General features: G+C 42.8%; 14 protein-coding genes. 2 read left to right on the forward strand and 12 right to left on the reverse strand.

Annotated elements, in window-relative coordinates; translation table 11 throughout:
• The 10 genes from ACSLBF_RS11455 to ACSLBF_RS11500 all read right to left on the reverse strand — a co-directional run bounded on the left by ACSLBF_RS11455 (position 1) and on the right by ACSLBF_RS11500 (position 11,330).
• Positions 1 to 1,053: a PDDEXK nuclease domain-containing protein gene (locus ACSLBF_RS11455; protein WP_440053527.1), complete on the reverse strand. Its 1,053-nt coding sequence runs from the start codon at positions 1,051 to 1,053 to the stop codon at positions 1 to 3.
• 68 nt (positions 1,054 to 1,121) lie between these two features.
• Positions 1,122 to 1,244: a hypothetical protein gene (locus ACSLBF_RS11460; RefSeq protein ID WP_440053528.1), complete on the reverse strand. Its 123-nt coding sequence runs from the start codon at positions 1,242 to 1,244 to the stop codon at positions 1,122 to 1,124.
• Positions 1,244 to 2,605, reverse strand: coding sequence for a restriction endonuclease subunit S (locus tag ACSLBF_RS11465; RefSeq protein ID WP_440056224.1), 1,362 nt, complete (start codon positions 2,603 to 2,605; stop codon positions 1,244 to 1,246). The genes ACSLBF_RS11460 and ACSLBF_RS11465 overlap by 1 nt, the downstream gene beginning before the upstream one ends.
• Positions 2,605 to 5,031 carry a type I restriction-modification system subunit M gene (locus ACSLBF_RS11470; protein ID WP_440053529.1) on the reverse strand — a complete coding sequence of 809 codons (2,427 nt, stop codon included), beginning with the start codon at positions 5,029 to 5,031 and terminating at the stop codon, positions 2,605 to 2,607. The genes ACSLBF_RS11465 and ACSLBF_RS11470 overlap by 1 nt, the downstream gene beginning before the upstream one ends.
• A 401-nt stretch (positions 5,032 to 5,432) precedes the next feature.
• Complete coding sequence (locus tag ACSLBF_RS11475) at positions 5,433 to 5,759, reverse strand: YbaB/EbfC family nucleoid-associated protein (RefSeq protein WP_440053530.1); 327 nt, start codon at positions 5,757 to 5,759, stop codon at positions 5,433 to 5,435.
• 59 nt (positions 5,760 to 5,818) lie between these two features.
• A complete protein-coding gene (gene dnaX, locus ACSLBF_RS11480; protein WP_440053531.1) occupies positions 5,819 to 8,092 on the reverse strand; it encodes a DNA polymerase III subunit gamma/tau in 2,274 nt (757 codons plus the stop codon).
• 2 nt (positions 8,093 to 8,094) lie between these two features.
• Positions 8,095 to 8,640, reverse strand: a complete 546-nt coding sequence (gene apt / locus ACSLBF_RS11485) for an adenine phosphoribosyltransferase (RefSeq protein WP_440053532.1) — start codon at positions 8,638 to 8,640, stop codon at positions 8,095 to 8,097.
• A 436-nt stretch (positions 8,641 to 9,076) separates the two neighbouring features.
• A complete protein-coding gene (locus ACSLBF_RS11490; RefSeq protein WP_440053533.1) occupies positions 9,077 to 9,814 on the reverse strand; it encodes an HvfC family RiPP maturation protein in 738 nt (245 codons plus the stop codon).
• Positions 9,804 to 10,646, reverse strand: coding sequence for an HvfB family MNIO-type RiPP peptide maturase (locus ACSLBF_RS11495; RefSeq protein WP_440053534.1), 843 nt, complete (start codon positions 10,644 to 10,646; stop codon positions 9,804 to 9,806). Before ACSLBF_RS11495 ends, ACSLBF_RS11490 begins: the two co-directional genes overlap by 11 nt.
• Positions 10,647 to 10,760: 114 nt before the next feature.
• On the reverse strand, positions 10,761 to 11,330 hold the full coding sequence (locus ACSLBF_RS11500; RefSeq protein ID WP_440053535.1) for an HvfA family oxazolone/thioamide-modified RiPP metallophore: 570 nt from the start codon (positions 11,328 to 11,330) through the stop codon (positions 10,761 to 10,763).
• 151 nt (positions 11,331 to 11,481) lie between these two features.
• On the opposite strand from ACSLBF_RS11500, the gene ACSLBF_RS11505 reads away from it, so the two are divergent.
• Complete coding sequence (locus ACSLBF_RS11505) at positions 11,482 to 12,471, forward strand: tRNA-dihydrouridine synthase (protein WP_440053536.1); 990 nt, start codon at positions 11,482 to 11,484, stop codon at positions 12,469 to 12,471.
• A 34-nt stretch (positions 12,472 to 12,505) separates the two neighbouring features.
• On the forward strand, positions 12,506 to 12,883 hold the full coding sequence (locus ACSLBF_RS11510; protein ID WP_440053537.1) for a conjugal transfer protein TraR: 378 nt from the start codon (positions 12,506 to 12,508) through the stop codon (positions 12,881 to 12,883).
• Here the strand turns inward: ACSLBF_RS11510 and ACSLBF_RS11515 are convergent.
• The gene (locus tag ACSLBF_RS11515) at positions 12,846 to 13,862 is read right to left on the reverse strand and encodes a hypothetical protein (protein WP_440053538.1); all 1,017 of its coding nucleotides are present in this window, start codon (positions 13,860 to 13,862) and stop codon (positions 12,846 to 12,848) included. The two genes, ACSLBF_RS11510 and ACSLBF_RS11515, sit on opposite strands and share 38 nt — an antisense overlap.
• 85 nt (positions 13,863 to 13,947) lie before the next feature.
• Positions 13,948 to 15,207, reverse strand: coding sequence for a CDC27 family protein (locus ACSLBF_RS11520; RefSeq protein ID WP_440053539.1), 1,260 nt, complete (start codon positions 15,205 to 15,207; stop codon positions 13,948 to 13,950).
• Between the last annotated feature and the right edge of the window lie 10 nt (positions 15,208 to 15,217).

Genomic DNA, 15,217 nt, shown 5'->3' on the forward strand with positions numbered 1-15,217 from the left:
TTAATCTTTATTGTTATTGGTTTGCGCTATATCTTTGTGTACTAAGCGCTGCTTAGCGGCTTGTGTGGCATGTTGCAATCGTGCTTTTAATACCTCAATTGGCGGCAATACCGTTAAGTACTCTGCCACATGAATGCCCGATTTATCTAGTTCAAGTAACTCTATTTGTTCTTGTTTTTTGCTACTACACAAAATGATACCCAGCGGTGGCAACTCGTCTGCTTCTTGTTCATGCTTTGCCAGCCAACGTAAGTACAACTCCATTTGGCTTTTGTGCGCGTGTTTAAATTTTTCGGTTTTTAAATCAATGGCTACCAAGCGCTTTAATTTGCGGTTGTAAAACAGTAGGTCAATATAAAAATCGTCTTCATCAATTTGAATGCGTTTTTGCCTTGCTACAAAGGTAAAGCCTGCGCCCATTTCCAGTAAAAACTGTTCAATATCGCGCAAAATGGCATCTTCAAGGTCTTTTTCTAAATAACGGTCATTGAGATCTAAAAAGTCGAGTAAATATGGGTCTTTGAGTAACAAGGTTTCGTTTAACTGGCCTTGCTCTCGCAGCGCTGCCAACTCGGTGGTGATCGTGCTATCAGGCTGCTTTGAGATGGCGGTGCGCTCAAATAGCATGGCACCAATACGTTCATCTAATGTGCGGGTAGACCAACCTTCAGTAATGGCCATTTGGCTATAAAAGTCGCGTTTAAGTGGCTCATCAATATAAATCAAGGTCTTGATATGCGTCCAACTTAATTGTCTCCGCAGTGCAGAGACAATTTGCTCATCGGTATAGCACTGTGCAAACTTCATACAATGGCGCAGTTGTTGCGCGCTCCAGCCTTTACCAAATTGCAAAGTAAGTTGTTTAGCTAAGTTAGTAACGACTTGCTTGCCATAGTCAGCCCTGCCGCCCTTGAGTACTTCTTGATTAATCCGTTGCCCAATATGCCAATACAGTAAGCTCACTTCACTATTTACCGCCACAGCGGCGCGTTGCTTCGCTTGCTGAATTAGCGCGATTACCTCTTGCTCAAAAACAGGGCTTGGCTTAGTCATTATGGTGCTTCCTTTGCTGTTGCTTGGCTTACATTATTACAACTGTTATCTCTTATGCTTTTTCGATACTAAACACGAATACACGCAATATCCAACTTTAACGTATGTTGACTGCCATGCGGGCATGGCAATGTTGGGTATGTATTATTAGCGACAAAGCCAGAAAGACCTTTGTATAAATTTAAATCCATTACGCCACGTCCTCTTCTTGCGCTTTGGGCTTTTGCCAATTGCGCACATCAATTTTGCCTGTAACAGCGGCTGAGATTAGCGCTGTGCGGCGTTCTTTTAATAATTCAACTTGTTCATTCGCCCTAACTTCCAATTTCTTGAATTTATACAATTGTGCTTGTATGTGATTAGCTATTTCTTGTTGCTCCTTTATTGGAGGGAATACACCAAAAACTTTCAAGAGATTCTGAATAGATAAACGCCTAAGGGCTGCACCTTTGACAAAACTTTCAACTTGTTCTTTCACTAAAGAACTTTGTAAAAGGAAGTCGAGGAATAAAGAAGTTACTTTACTTTTATCTGGTCGAATAATGATTAGAGAAGAAGCTACGACAAACTTAATCTTAGCTGGTGTTATCGCAGTTTGACCTATCGTGCCATCTTTACTGAATAAAATATCTCCCTGAAATGGCATACAGCCAGTTTTAACTAAATAGTCGTAGCTTTTTGGTGAAGTTAATAAAGCACCACTAAAGTTAATTACTCCCTCTTTAATATCCCTAATTGAGACAAAATAGTGCTCACCATCTTCAGTTTCAGGTGAAATATGTGCACCATCTGTAACTTCCGTACATTTGTATTTTATAAGGGCGACATCCCATTCTTCAGGTATTTCACCCAACCACTCCACACCCGAATCTTTCATTCGCGCATTCGGATTCAAGCCTTTTGTCACAGCATGGCTGATCACCGCTTGGCGCTTTTCTTTTAACAGCTTAATAAGCTGTTGCTGGTTTTCGATGAGAGTATCGATTTTGGCGGTTTCGTGATCTAGAAAATTGACTATTTTAATTTGTTCTTGAACACTGGGCACGGGCGTTTTCACTGTTTTAACCATATCGCAATTTAAGTGCGGATGCAGTGCGCCTGTCTGAATAGATTTTAAGCGATGATATCCATAATCGGAGTTAAGCAGCCAAGATAAATAGAAGCCATTTAGTTTTTCAGTAGTAGCAATGATTATTAATGCGTGACAGTTACAACCAACGAAATCATCTGTTACTGCGGCAACTTGTCCAATGTCTCCTGTTTGAACAACAAGTACATCACCCTTATTCAAAATTGATTTGGATTTTGAATTACTCCAGTCTTCAGTAACATAGTAAGGAGTATGGAAACTTATACTATTATTTTTAATATGGAGCGATTGGAGGTATCTCACACCTTTTGAGAAAAAAATGTCTCTCGTTGGCCCAACATAGCCGTTAGTTATCTTATGACTAAGAGACGATATAGGAGCAATTTCCCAACTTAATGGAATATCTCCGAGCCAATCATTACATGAATCCTTGTATTCTGGATACGCCTTATATTTCCCCATCACGAATGCACCTCTTGAAGTAGCTGCATAATATCAGCACTCACTGCATCTAAATCTTTATCTATCTCTTCGAGCGCTCGCGGTGGTTGGTAAACATAAAAATGGCGATTAAACGGGATTTCATACCCCACCACGCCTATTTCACCATCTTGGTCATCGCACTTAGTGGCGTTGATCCAAGCATCGGCAACGTGTGGCGCTACCTCTTTATTAAAGTAGCTTTCGATTAAGTCTGATGTGGTTACACTTGGGTCAAGCGGTACATTTTCGTTATCGCGCAAGTCGCCATCTTGCTTGTATGCCACCACTTTACCTTGCCACTTTGTGACATTACCTTGGTATGCAAACGCGCCGTAAAGTGTATCGACATCCGTTTTTAGGGCTTTATCTACCACAGGCTCCGCCGCAGGGTTTTTGGTGGTCACAGCCTCTAAAAATTGCTTTGTTTCTTTGGCGTCTAATTTCATATCTAAGGCTTTAAGCGCCTTGCGGTAGTCAATATCAAACTGGTTAAAGTCATCTGAGCGGTTTGTACTGCCGCCTAAAATATCACCTGATTTTTCATCAAAATAAGCTTGCAGTTTTTGCGCTTTTTCCATCAAAACTTTTTGGAATAACCATGTTTTGCTATCAAGCACGTCTTTAATTTGCTTTTCTTTAAGTTCGCTAAACTCTGCTTTAATCAGTGCGCGTACTTGGCTTTCAACCTCACTCAATTGGCCATAAGTTTGCTCTGTCCAAGTTGCGCCAAAGTCTTGGTAAATGCGCTGCATCACCGCATTAAATGGCTTAGGCGCAAAACGCAGTGATGCAATTGCGTTATCAGTTATTTGCGCCGACAACCTGAGTGGGCGTTCAATGGTGACACGGCGATAGCCAAACTCAAAAGTGTTAAATATTTTGCTGGCAAAGGTTTTGGGGGCCTCTGTTTTAGCATTCGCTGACTGCCGACCACGGTTAGACTTTTGTTCCCCTTGTGAAGAGACTGGTTTGTCTAACTCACGTGCATCTATCACCTTAAAATCACCAAAGGCACGGGTGATGGTTTTAATATCATCATCGCTCATTAGGTTACGTTTAGAGCCAAGGGACTTGCGCATTTTACCGCATAAATTGGCGCCATCGATTAACTGTACTTTGCCTTTGCGCTCAGCCTCTTTTTTATTAGATAAGACCCAAACATACGTAGCGATACCTGTGTTGTAGAACATATCGGTGGGTAAGGCAATAATGGCTTCAAGCAAGTCGGCTTCTAAAATATAGCGACGAATTTCGCTTTCACCGCTACCGGCTCCGCCAGTAAAAAGGGGTGAGCCATTTAAGATAATACCAATGCGCCCGCCATGACTGATATTGCCATCAACCGCATGGCTGTCGCTTGAAGAAACAGGTCGCATTTTACTGATCAAGTGCATTAAAAATAGTAGTGAGCCGTCTGATACTCGCGGCAACGCCGCGCCAAAGCGGCCATTAAACCCTTTTAGCGTGTGCTCGTCTTTTATATCCCCTTCGATCTTTTTCCAATCTACGCCAAATGGTGGGTTAGACAGCATATAATCAAACTTATCTGCTGGCAGTTGGTCGTTCGACAAGGTATTACCAAGCTTAATACGGCTTACATCTTGGCCCTTGATCAACATATCGGCTTTACAAATAGCGTATGACTCAGGGTTTAGCTCTTGCCCAAAGGCCCGCATCACTGCTTTTGGGTTTAGCTCATGGACATACTCCATGCCCGATGACAAAAAGCCCCCCGTACCCGCAGTTGGGTCGTAAATGGTGCGGATAATACCGTCTTTAGTAAGGGCGTCATCGTCTTCCATAAATACCAGTGACGTAGTTAATCGCACGATATCACGCGGGGTAAAGTGCTCCCCAGCGGTTTCGTTTGAGCTTTCAGCAAAGCGTCGAATTAACTCTTCAAATACCAAACCCATATCATGGTTTGAAATGGCTTTTGGGCTTAAGTCTGTGTTAGCAAACTTTTCAACCACTTTGTAAAGCAAGTTAGCATCGTTGAGTAGGCCAACAAACTCATCAAATTTAAAGTGTTCAAATATTTCACGAGCGTCTTTTGAAAAACACTGAATGTAGTTTTCAAGGTTGGCTTTAATATCGCTTTGACCCATTTTGCCAAGATTCATTGGCGAGGTATTAAAAAATGATAGCCCTTCAGGCTGCGCAGGTAATTGCGTTGCACGCAGTAGGAATTTTTCCTGCGCTTCTTCTTGCAGGTTCATGGCGCTAATACGCTGGTATTCTGTAAGTACGGCCTCTTTACTCGGTTCAAGCACACATTCTAGGCGGCGTAACAAAGTAAACGGCAGAATAACGCGCCCATATTGAGATTGTTTAAAGTCACCACGCAGAAGATCTGCAACCGACCAAATAAAAGCCGCAGTTTGAGAAAAATTGTTGTTGGTCATGTTAGTGTTCCAAAAAATAATGATGAGTGACTTTTAAAGGCGCAGCGGCACCAAAAATTAAAATAAGATGTTTAGAGAAGATCATTGTTTATTATTTGCGTAAAAAACGGTTATCTATAGCAAACGCGACTCGTTTAAGGTGATGAAGTTCCTGAAGCAAGTTCAGAATGACGAAATAGCCTCAACGGTCTGCGTTATTATCTATGTCCTTATTTATTGTTGTGAGAAGCTAGCATTTTTGAGCTAGGTTGTCAGTAACTTGTAATGGGTACGAGGGTTTATGTTCGCGTTATGCAATAGATTATAGGCGACAGCACCCTATTCAAAAACGCCTATTAAAATTAGCTTGCAAAAAAATAGCGCCATCCGGCGCTATCTTAAAAATCGTTTTTATCTAAAACTTAGAACGGCATTTTGAAGCCCGGTGGCATTTGCATACCGCCTGTTACTTCTGACATGCGCTTTTGCGTTTCTTCACCTACACGGCGAACTGCGTCGTTTACCGCTGCTGCTAGTAGGTCTTCGATCATTTCTTTGTCGTCTTCCATTAGGCTTTCGTCAATTTCAACACGACGTACGTTGTGGCTGCCTAGCATAGTTACTTTTACTAGACCTGCACCTGCTTCACCAGTGACTTCTAGACTTTTGATTTCTTCTTGGGCTTTTTCCATGCGCTCTTGCATTTGCTGCGCTTGCTTCATGATGTTGCCCATTCCGCCTTTAAACATATTATGCTCTCTATAACTTCAATTTGATTGTGGTAAAAGATAAGGGCTATCAGCCCCAATTACAATGCTTGTACGGTATTTTCATCTAATGATGCGTCGAACGATTGCACAAAGGCGCCAACCAACGGATCATCATTTAACGCTTGCTTAGCTTGTTGCAAACGTTTTTCATCTAACTGTTGCTGAACCTGAAAAGGGGTACCGTTCACTTGCTCAACAAAATTAAGCTGCAACGCAACCGACTTCGACAATAACTCAGATAGACTCTGCTGCAATTTATCTCTCAGCATTGGCGAGTCCAGGTGTTGTTGGCTCATATCCACATGCAAAATACATTGGTCTTGCTGCTGTTCAATCGTGCTGTGCAAAGCAAACTGCCTTATTCGACCACCGAGTTCCATGTCTTCAATCATTTTTGCCCAGTCATCGACTTGGTGAGCTAGTTTCAACTCACTAATTGGGCTCACAAAATCACTCGGAGCAGGAATAATAACAGGCTGCTCTTGCTCAGTTTCCGACTGCACAGGTGACAACTGCTCTATTAATTCTGGCGCTAAATTAGCCTCAACGGTTTTGTGACGCGCTTTAAAGTCAGGCTTTTTCTCACGCTGCCGTGGTAATGAAGTGACTTTGTTTTCAGGAGCCGTTGATTCACTGGCTGGCGGAGTTGGCTGCTGAGCTGGCGCGGCCTGCGCCTCAGACTTTTTTGAGTCTTCCTCGCCCCCAACTAACTTACCTGCACCAGAAATATTACGGTTTTGCAGAATTCGCGCGATTGCTGAATTGGTTTGCTGTTGCTTGGCAGTTACCTGAGCAGCTTCACCAGGTTGCATTGACGCTTGTGGTGCTTGCTCCAATGGTTGTTCATGACCGGCTTCAGGAGATGCAGCTTGATGATGGGTCACGTCCGCAAAACCCGCGGGTGGCGGTTGAAAGTCATGGTTTGATTGAAACCCCTGCTCTACAGCCTGCGCCATCACTTCATCATATTGGTAAGATAAGTCATCTTCTGATGGCAAAGGTTCGGTCAAAGGTTCAACCTGCGGTGCGGTATTGGTCGGCTGTATAGCTTGTGGTGGCCGTTGTGGTGTTTCCTCCACCACTGGTACAACACTTGATGCTGTTGCGTTAGGCTGCTGATCTGCGACTGCCTGTGGTGCTTTTTTTAATAGTGACCGAAGGTTACCGACTTTGTTATCGTCAGGCTTATTTTGGGATACCTGAGTGTTACTAGTGCTCGATGTATCATCGACACGCTCAAACGCCATCAGGCGTAACATCACCATTTCAAAACCTAGCCTAGGTTCTGGTGCCCACTGCAAATCTTTTTTACCATTTAACAACAGCTGATAGAGCATTTGACCTTTTGCTGGTGACAACTGCTCTGCAAATAATCGGATATCATTAGCGTCAAAACTCGACAACTTTGCGGTTTGCCCAACCAATTGAGTCATTTGAATGGCATGCAGTAAGGTGACTAAGTCATCCAACACACTGACAAAGTTGCCATTTTGCATGGCTATTTTGTCAACTCCGTTCATTAATGCTTCACCGTCTTGGCACAGCACTGCTGACAATAGCACCACAGCGTGCGCATTATCCATTAGTCCAAGCATCGACTGCACCGCATGAAGCTGCAAGTCGCCATTGGTCTGGGCAATGGCTTGGTCAGTTAAGCTAAGCGCATCGCGCATACTGCCATCGGCAGCTTTTGCCAGCGTTTCAAGGGCCGTAGACTCAAAGTTCACACCTTCCTGTGGCAAAATTTTCTCAAGCTGAGCAACAATCTGACCTTGCGCCATGGCATTAAGGTTAAACTGCAAACAGCGAGACAGAATAGTCACAGGAAGCTTTTGCGGATCGGTTGTTGCCAATAAAAACTTAACGTGTTCAGGTGGTTCTTCAAGGGTTTTTAGTAACGCGTTGAAGCTGTGCTTAGATAGCATGTGTACTTCATCAATAAGGTACACCTTGTAGCGACCACGAGTTGGCGCATATTGCACGTTATCTAAAATTTCTCTTGTGTCTTCTACCTTGGTACGAGAGGCAGCATCAATTTCAATCAGGTCAATGAATTTACCTGCTTCAATTTCACTACACGCACTACACTGACCACAAGGCGTTGAGGTTACGCCTTGCTCGCAATTTAAGCTCTTAGCAAAGATCCTAGCAATAGTGGTTTTGCCCACACCACGAGTACCTGTAAATAGATAAGCATGATGCAAACGTTGCTCGTTTAGCGCGTTCACTAACGCTTGTTTAACGTGCTCTTGCCCCATTAACTCGTGGAAGTTTTGTGGACGCCATTTTCTTGCCAGAACCTGATAGCTCATGCTTATTCGCCTTCGAACTCAACCAGTTTTAGAACTTGAATACCTAAATCAGCAATGCGCTGCTCGCCGCCAAGTTCAGGTAATGAGATCACAAATGCCGCATCGGTCGCTTCACCGCCTAGACGTTTTACTAATTTAGCTGTCGCTTCAATCGTGCCACCGGTTGCTAAAAGGTCATCAACCAACAGGACTTTGTCGCCCTCAACGATAGCGTCTGCGTGCAGTTCCAGGGTATCTTCGCCATATTCTAATTGGTAAGACTGGCTGATCACCGCACGTGGTAATTTACCTGGCTTACGTACAGGAATAAATGGAATACCTAGTGCGTAAGACAATGGTGCGCCGAAGATAAAACCACGTGATTCGGTACCGATAATTTTGGTAAAACCATGGTTTTTGTATGCTTCGACCAATGCATCAATCGAAGCTTTAAATGCCTCTGGATGCGCCAGTAAGGTAGTGACGTCTCTGAACATGATCCCCGGTTTTGGGTAATCAGGTACGGTTGCGATGCTTTCTTTTATCAGTGACATTGCTGAATTCGTCATAATGAGTTTGTTTTTACTTTATTACACAAAGAGCGTGATTATAACAAGTTTAAGCTTGGATTAAATGGTTGAAAGCAGTTTATACCATTTACAGGGTGTTTATTGGTCAACTGCGAAATGAAAAGCCAAGATTTGTGCAAGTAGTAAAGACAGGAATTTTGCTGAGGAATCAAAATAAGGCCGCCACGGCGACCTCACGTATAAGTGCAAATTAAGCGCTATGTGCCGCCCAACCTAAGATTGCGTTTAAACAACCTATACCTGCAAATACCGCAACAAATGCAATAAAGTATTTTGCGTTGAACGGATCTTTAAAATCACCTTTAGACATAACAACTACCTTTAAATATTGGCCACATCGAGCAGGAAATGGCCGAAGCACGACAAAAAGAGGCGCTATAATAATCGAAGTCGGCGTGTGCTTAAAGTGTTCAAATTAGTTTTTCGCGACAACAATACCAAAGTCAGAAAATTGGCTGAGTGTCTGTTTCGCGCCTTGTGTTAGCTGCTCAGCTGGAAATTGAGGAAGTTGCTCAACCAAAGCCGCGATCAGCGTATCGAAGTATATTCCTGAATTTTCATCAATAAAACTCAATAACAGCGCCGTCATAGCGTTTAATGCAATAAATTGCACATCATCATGCTGATCTCGATAAATGACAAAACTGTAAGTGTTCCCATCGCTTTGGGCCGGCTGAAAGTCAGGGCTGATCAGGTGCACCGGATATTGATAATGAGCGATATTAGCAACACTCGACAAGTATAAAGGCTGCGACAAGTTTTCATGCTGGCTTTCGTTTTGGTCTTCGATTTTTGTGGCAACATGTAGCTCTAGCCATTCGTAATGCGCCAATTCTTGTAAAAACACCGGGTCACTATCTTTAGGCTCATATTGTGATTGCAAAAAGATCAGGAACTCTTTGCTGATATCGACAAAATGGGGAGACTGACAATTATGCTTGCTGAAAAAAGCCCTGACTAATGTCATCCAATTAGACTCGGTATACAAGCTTTTTAACACCGGAAAAGCGGTGGCGACAAACCCTTCCACATTGTTAAAAAACAACTCGGTGTAGATCTTCATTCTGCGAGCTTCAATATCTTGAGGCATTGGCTGGTTTTCAGGATCTCGGATGTAGGCCATAAACTGCCTTTGTGTCTCTTTAAACGACATGCTTAGCTCCTTGCTTAAGCTGAGCATGTTGAAGGCGCTCTATATGGCTGACTTCACTCAGTAATTCTGGTAACGGTGGAATATTAAAGTCTCTCTCCAATAAGGTAGGAAATAGGCCATGGATTTCGTATGCCTTACCGAGCAGCGCCCAGACAGGATCACATACCGTTGCACCATGTGTATCAACCAATAAATCTTCCGCCTCTTGATAATGACCTGCAACATGACCATAAGCGATACGTTGCGTGGGCATCGCTCGTAAAAATACTTCTGGGTCATAGCCATGATTAGTTGCGTTAACATAAATGTTATTTACATCGAGCAGCAATTTGCAGTCGGCTTGCTCAAGCACAGCCAGCGTGAACTCAAGTTCGGACAGCTCCTGACCAGGGGCGCCATAGTAAGATACATTTTCAACGGCAATTGGCATTTCTAGTATATCTTGGACCTGCCTGATCCGCTGTGCAGTATGTTTTATGGCGTCTTCGGTGAAAGGAATAGGCATTAGATCGTACATGTGTCCAAGTCCTGAACAGTAGCTCAGGTGTTCGCTGTATGTTGAAATGTTATGTTGTTTAAAAAACACTTTCAGCGCTTTTACGAAGTCTACATCTAACGGCTCTGGAGAGCCTAGTGACAAAGACAACCCATGACAAACAAATGTATGTGCTTCTGTGAGCTGTCGGAACTGCTTTTGTAACCTACCACCAAACTTCATCCAATTTTCGGGCGCAACTTCATAGAAATCGACGAGTTGCGGTGGACTTTGCAGTATGTCATCCAGCATTTCGCGTCTAAGACCTAACCCTAGGTTTCCAATTGGAGATGTCATTACTACCTCGATTAAACTTAGTGAAGTGTTGTTGAGAGTCGATTGAGAATAAGTAAAAAAACCCAGCCTTTACTCACGAAGTAAGGCTGGGATCTTTGACATTACATACATTACTTAGTGATTACCACCACATTTACCTTCGCCGCATTTGCCTTCTTTCTTGGCTTTGTCTTTAGCGCCACATTTCCCTTCACCGCACTTGCCTTCTTTCTTGGCTTTGTCTTTGGCGCCACATTTACCTTCGCCGCACTTGCCTTCTTTTTTGGCTTTGTCTTTAGCACCGCATTTACCTTCACCGCACTTGCCTTCTTTCTTGGCTTTGTCTTTAGCGCCGCACTTCCCTTCGCCACATTTACCTTCTCCGCACTTGCCTTCTTTTTTGGCTTTGTCTTTAGCGCCGCACTTCCCTTCGCCACATTTACCTTCTCCGCACTTACCTTCTTTTTTGGCTTTGTCTTTAGCGCCGCACTTTCCTTCGCCACATTTTCCTTCCTTTTTAGCTTTTGCGTCTTCACCGCACTTCCCTTCACCACATTTACCTTCGCCGGCATCTAATTGATATCCGGCTTGCATCACTTCAAAACCAAATGGGTTAGCGCTAGCATCAGTTGATACCATCCCTGCAGTACCAGCTACAACTGCACTTAATGTTAGAGCAATAGAATTTTTCTTTACTGTGTTCATAACTTTCTCTCTGTGTGATTTATAGAGTATTCCGTTAGTAGACCCGAGGACCTTCAGAAGTATTTCGTCAAAGCATAGAAAAAAGCAAATTTGACTGCAATTCATTTTCAGCTCAGATAGAATAGCCGCCGTAAAATTCAGAGGTAACCGAATGAAACTTGTACTTGCCCCAATGGAGGGCGTTGTTGACTTTAAAATGCGTGAGTTATTGACCGACATTGGTGGTTTTGATTTATGTGTCACCGAGTTTATTCGCGTTGTCGACCTGACGCTACCAAGAAGAGTCTTCATGCGTTATTGCCCTGAGTTATTTAATAACGGCAAAACACGCGCAGGAACGCCCGTTAGAATTCAATTACTGGGGCAAGTGCCTCACGTGCTTGCTGCGAATGCGCGCAAAGCAGTAAAACTAGGTTCACATGGTGTCGACCTTAACTTTGGCTGTCCTGCAAAAACCGTGAATAAAAGTAAAGGTGGAGCTGTACTTCTCAAAGAACCTGAACAAATGTACCAAATAATCAAAGCGGTCAGAGAAGCCGTTCCTGCGGAGCAAGAAGTAAGCGCGAAAATCCGCTTGGGTTTTGACGATGACACTAACAGTGGTGAAATTGTCGACGCTGTACAACAGGCTGGAGCTTCTAGTCTTGCGATCCATGCTCGTACAAAAAAAGATGGCTATCGACCACCTGCTTATTGGGAGAAGATCCCACCGCTGCTAAATAGGCTCAGCATTCCGGTCGTCGCTAATGGCGAAATTTGGCAAGTGGAAGATGCATTTCGTTGCCAACAACAAAGTCAATGTACTGATCTTATGCTTGGTAGAGGCGCTCTTGCGATGCCGGATCTGGCCGCAAAAATCAAAGCAAAGGTAAACCATACCGAATATTCAGAGCTGAGTTGGGGTAACGTGGTGTACCACATCATCAACTCATCAATGCATCAAGATGAAAATACCAGTGAAAAGTATTTTTCGGCCAGAACTAAGCAGTGGCTGGGTTATTTAAAACGTCAGTACCCAGGTGCACACACCGTTTTTGACGAAATCAAAACGCTGAAAAGCAAAAACGACGTTGTCGGGGTGCTAAAAAAATACGCCACTACACCAGTCATTGATTCAAATCATAACACCACTGGTAAATGATGTTTGATAATGGGACTCTCAGAGGAGAGCGCCCATGAATGAAAATATCACAGATACCTATCAGCAAGATTTAATTAATGAATTAACCCACTTACGAGCTGACTTTTTGGAGGAATTAAAATCTTCTCCAAACCAATTTACTATCGAGTTAGCTGGGAAGTTGGAATCCACTCCCGCCAGTAATTGGTTAGATGTCGTTGCAGAAAAGCTCAACCCCGAGCAGTTTCCCCAATATGCACGGATGATGAAAGTAGAAGCAGCCCTGTGTCAGATGGATATTGGTCAATTCGGCTTTTGCTGTGATTGTGAGCAGCAGATTGATACTGAGCAATTAGCGAAAGACCCCGCAACGCAAAGATGTAATCATTGCGCGACTAAGGTACATTTAAATGAGGATAAGCAGCAAAAATAGTTGCTGGATAATCCAGAGTATTTTCAATTACCTGTTGCGCTTGTTGTTCATTCAGCGCTAGTCTTGAGTTAAGCGCAACCACAGCTTGCTGCATTGTCCACCCCTGATAATGCAGTCCTATGTCTAGTTCCATCACTGTATATACTAATTTTTCCAAGCCCCTCAATTGTTGCTTGCAAAATGCCACAGTGTCGGGAATATGGACAAAGTTATCGCGCCAATTTAGGCCCGGCTTAGCAACACATTGGTGACCTAAAAGTGCAATTAGTAATGCTTGCTCATCGACAAATATCTTAGCAAAGTCAATCTGGTGACTTGGCTTGTCTTCGCTATCAATAGCATCTACAACATTTGCGAGTAATTGGTAAGGTGGAATATCAATATTTCCATAGAAATTAAGCTTGGATTGATACCATTCTTTGCCGTTTGGCAGTTGAAATAGCCCCAAATCTGAACGCACACGGTATGTTTTTAAATATTGAATTAGCGCTTGTTTGCTATCTACTTCGTCGAAAATAGCATTGGATAGATAAGTTTGGAGACGCGACTTTTCGATTCGATTTAACCTGATTTTACTTTCTTGCCCATTCTCTAGTTTGCGCTTAACTAACGAAAACCATTGTGATGCTAAGTCTACATCATTTAACACTGCCAATTGTTGTACAACATCAATGTTACTCGGCCAAGGTAAGTATCGTTCAGGGTAACGTTGTTGGATCTGCAGATAGTTTAATTCTGATAATTCAGAGTTGGATAAGTCGCTTTTTTTACTTAACAGATCATGACGCTTTTTTAGATACGCCTCACTAAAAGGCAAATATTGTGCTTTACCTTGAACGTCGGAATTATCTATCAGTAACAGATGGTTCAATTGCATAAGCTCAGAGCGAAGCTGCTGCTTTGAGATATGCTCAATAGGTTTGTCACAGCCAAAGAAAAATAGAGATGACAGGAGCACGAGAGTCGATTTTTTTAACATAAAATTATTTGCGTTTTGGATAGTTAAAGGTGCGGGAAAAATAATAGAAAATAAAAAGCCCCTTTAACAGGGGCTTTTTCAAAACTTAAAGACTTACGCCTCTACGTTCAGCTTTCTGCTTGATATAGCTCGCCCAACTTCTTGCAAATCTTCGAGTGCTCGGATCTTCCTGAGCTTTCAAAATTGCATCATAAGCTAGTTTGAACTTATCTTGGTAGTAGTAAGCTTCTGCAAGGTCAGCATAACAGGAACCTTTTTTATCAGTTCCAAGCTCTAACGCCTTGTTTAAACGGACTACTGCCGCACTATACTGCTGATCCTGAAGAAGTAAGTTACCAGCTTTTCGATAAAGATCGGCATCGTTGTCAAACTTCGCAGCTTCTTCGTAATATTTAGCAGCGTCAGCCAAGTGCTTCGACTGGTGGAAATAACTAGCAATTGCAGTAACAGTAGACTTGTTACGTTCAATGTTGCCAGCTTTTATTTCCTTTTCCTGAATAACAGCCGCTTTCCAAGGCGCTTCAACCAAAGAATATAAGTTTGCTAGAAGCTTGTAGTGGTTTTCTCTTTCAAAATCACCACGTTTGTAAGCTACTTGCAGGCTTGTCAATGCGCTACTGAAGTTTTCTACTTGCATGTAGAAGCTTGCTAGCTGGATCCAAGCTTTCGAATCTTCAGGGAAAAGTTTAACCACCGTTTCTTGAACTTTAACAGCTTCTTTGTACTGTTTAAGTTCAATATAAGCACCTATCTTAAACATATAATATGGTTTATTTGGCTCTTCAGATAATGCAATTGCTTTATCTGCGGGCTCAATAACCTTCCTATACTGCTTAAGTTCATAATAAGCCTGTGCTATCGATGCATAAACTTTCGCGTCGGATTCACCCGTAAAGTCCATCCAAGCTTCATAAGCATTAATGGCATCTTGGTACTTTTCTGTCGCTCGACTTAAATCACCAAGCAACTTCATCATTTGAGCTTGATCATTAAAGTTAAGTACGTCAGGCGCTACAGACAGACGAGTATACTTAACGGCTTCTTCGTAGTTTTCCTTTTGCGCATAAAACTGCGCCAAGAAACGGTTAACCGTCGCTTTATCGAACTCGTCTGAAGGGTCTATTTCACGAAATGCCGCAATCGCTTCGTCAAGTTTATCTTCGTTATACAGTTCGAACGCTTTGGATACCTTTTTACCTACACGCTCACCCATTAGCTTGGTTTTTGCATTTTTGCGCTTTTCTATTTCTTCATAGTTTGGCGCTGCAAAACCAGCTTCAGAGTATAGTGCACCCGTTAATGCAACCAGAAGAGCAAGAGCAGTAAACTTAGGTAAATTTTTCATCACTTGCCTC

This window comes from Pseudoalteromonas sp. T1lg65 (assembly GCF_051930985.1).
In the GTDB taxonomy this organism is placed as follows: domain Bacteria; phylum Pseudomonadota; class Gammaproteobacteria; order Enterobacterales; family Alteromonadaceae; genus Pseudoalteromonas.

Coding starts and splice junctions, on each gene's coding strand:
- ACSLBF_RS11460 (WP_440053528.1), bottom strand. CDS start 1,244: ATGGATTTAAATTTATACAAAGGTCTTTCTGGCTTTGTCGCTAATAAT.
- ACSLBF_RS11505 (WP_440053536.1), top strand. CDS start 11,482: ATGAAACTTGTACTTGCCCCAATGGAGGGCGTTGTTGACTTTAAAATG.
- ACSLBF_RS11470 (WP_440053529.1), bottom strand. CDS start 5,031: ATGACCAACAACAATTTTTCTCAAACTGCGGCTTTTATTTGGTCGGTT.
- ACSLBF_RS11515 (WP_440053538.1), bottom strand. CDS start 13,862: ATGTTAAAAAAATCGACTCTCGTGCTCCTGTCATCTCTATTTTTCTTT.
- ACSLBF_RS11465 (WP_440056224.1), bottom strand. CDS start 2,605: ATGGGGAAATATAAGGCGTATCCAGAATACAAGGATTCATGTAATGAT.
- ACSLBF_RS11490 (WP_440053533.1), bottom strand. CDS start 9,814: ATGTCGTTTAAAGAGACACAAAGGCAGTTTATGGCCTACATCCGAGAT.
- ACSLBF_RS11500 (WP_440053535.1), bottom strand. CDS start 11,330: ATGAACACAGTAAAGAAAAATTCTATTGCTCTAACATTAAGTGCAGTT.
- dnaX (WP_440053531.1), bottom strand. CDS start 8,092: ATGAGCTATCAGGTTCTGGCAAGAAAATGGCGTCCACAAAACTTCCAC.
- apt (WP_440053532.1), bottom strand. CDS start 8,640: ATGACGAATTCAGCAATGTCACTGATAAAAGAAAGCATCGCAACCGTA.
- ACSLBF_RS11520 (WP_440053539.1), bottom strand. CDS start 15,207: ATGAAAAATTTACCTAAGTTTACTGCTCTTGCTCTTCTGGTTGCATTA.
- ACSLBF_RS11495 (WP_440053534.1), bottom strand. CDS start 10,646: ATGACATCTCCAATTGGAAACCTAGGGTTAGGTCTTAGACGCGAAATG.
- ACSLBF_RS11475 (WP_440053530.1), bottom strand. CDS start 5,759: ATGTTTAAAGGCGGAATGGGCAACATCATGAAGCAAGCGCAGCAAATG.
- ACSLBF_RS11455 (WP_440053527.1), bottom strand. CDS start 1,053: ATGACTAAGCCAAGCCCTGTTTTTGAGCAAGAGGTAATCGCGCTAATT.
- ACSLBF_RS11510 (WP_440053537.1), top strand. CDS start 12,506: ATGAATGAAAATATCACAGATACCTATCAGCAAGATTTAATTAATGAA.